The 1,483-nt window shown below is 67.8% G+C and carries 2 protein-coding genes; one reads left to right on the forward strand and one right to left on the reverse strand.

All coding sequences use genetic code 11. The features are described from left to right. The coding region (locus FKP22_RS30180) for an arsinothricin resistance N-acetyltransferase ArsN1 family B (protein WP_310733396.1) at positions 1-620 on the forward strand (620 nt) is incomplete at its 5' end. Between the two features lie 17 nt (positions 621-637). Here FKP22_RS30180 and FKP22_RS30185 read toward each other — a convergent pair. After that, the coding region (locus FKP22_RS30185; protein ID WP_141291897.1) for a DMT family transporter at positions 638-1,483 on the reverse strand (846 nt) is incomplete at its 5' end.

A 1,483-nucleotide genomic window follows, 5' to 3' on the forward strand; every position in this document is an offset into this window, starting at 1 on the left:
TTGGCCCAGACACACTGGCCTGGGCCTCCTCGTACTACCTGCCGGCGATCCTAGCCCGGCCGATGATTGCCATGGACCCCACGATCACCGCCATCCGCATTGCAACGCCAGACGATGCACCGGCCATCGCCGCCATCTATGCCCCCATCGTGCAGGACACCTGCATCTCGTTCGAGCTGGTGCCGCCGACGGTGGAGGAGATGCGGGCGCGCATCAGCGCCACCTTGCAGGCGCTGCCCTGGCTGGTCAGTGAGGATGAGGCCGGCCGGGTGAGCGGCTATGTCTACGCGAGCAGGCACCGGGAGCGAGCGGCTTACCAGTGGTCGGTCGACACCACGGCCTACGTCCGGGCCGATGTGCGGGGACAAGGTGTGGGCAAGCAGCTCTACGCGGCCTTGAAGCGGGTGCTGGTCGACCTGGGCCATTGCCAGGCCTTTGCTGGCATTGCATTGCCCAACGCGGCCAGCGTGGCGCTGCATGAATCGGTGGGTTTTGAACTCATTGGCGTCTACCGCAAGGTGGGTTTCAAGCATGGCGTGTGGCACGACGTGGGCTGGTGGCAATGTCCGTTGCAGCAGCTGGCGTCGCCCGGCGCACCGAGGCCGATGGCCGCGACCTGATCCGCGGCGCTGGCCGCTCAGTCTTCGTGTGCGGGCGGCGTGGCCGCATGCGAGTGCCGGTGATGAATGTCCGGATGGTGCGGGTGCTTGTGCGTCAGCGGCTCGTGTCGGTGCAAGTGCCGGTGGGGCTCTGTGCCGTCCCAGGCGAAGTCGTGCGCATGTTGGTGATGCGCGTCATGGGCATGCGCGTGGGCGTGCACCAGCGGCTCATGGGTGTGCGGGTGCTCGTGGCGCTCGCGCACGTGCAGCCACACGCCAAGCGCCATCAAGCCGGCCGCCAGCCCGAAGAGCGGGGGCGGGATGGCCGGCCAGATCGCCAACGACAGCAACACGCCAAAAAGCGGTGCCACTGAAAAATATGCGCCGGTGCGCGCGGTGCCCAGCGTGCGCAGGGCGACCACGAAAAGTGTCAGGCTGAGCCCGTAGCCGAAGAAGCCGATCAGCAGGCTCAGGCCGACGGAGGTCCAGGGCGGCAGTGCCGCACCGCTGGCCAGTGCCAGCGCGGTGTTGCAGCCGCCTGCCAGCAGGCCCTTGAGGCCGGCGACCAGCATGGCATCGTTGTTCGAGACCTTGCGCGTCAGGTTGTTGTCGATGGCCCAGCACAGGCAGGCGCCGAGGATGAACAGGGCGCCGGTGGAGACCGAGGCCGCGCCCGGTTCCCACGACAGCAGCAGGCCGCCGATGACGATGGCGACCATGCCCAGCACGATCTGGCGGTCGGCGTTTTCCTTGAAGACCAGCCAGGCGACGACGGCCGTCAGCACGCCTTCGACATTCAGCAGCAGCGAGGCCGAGGCGGCGCTGGCCTGGGCCAGTCCCGTCATCAACAAGGCCGGCCCCAGCATGCCGCCAAAGGCAATGGC

This window comes from Ideonella azotifigens, from assembly GCF_006519715.1.
Classification (GTDB): Bacteria; Pseudomonadota; Gammaproteobacteria; order Burkholderiales; family Burkholderiaceae_C; genus Ideonella; species Ideonella azotifigens.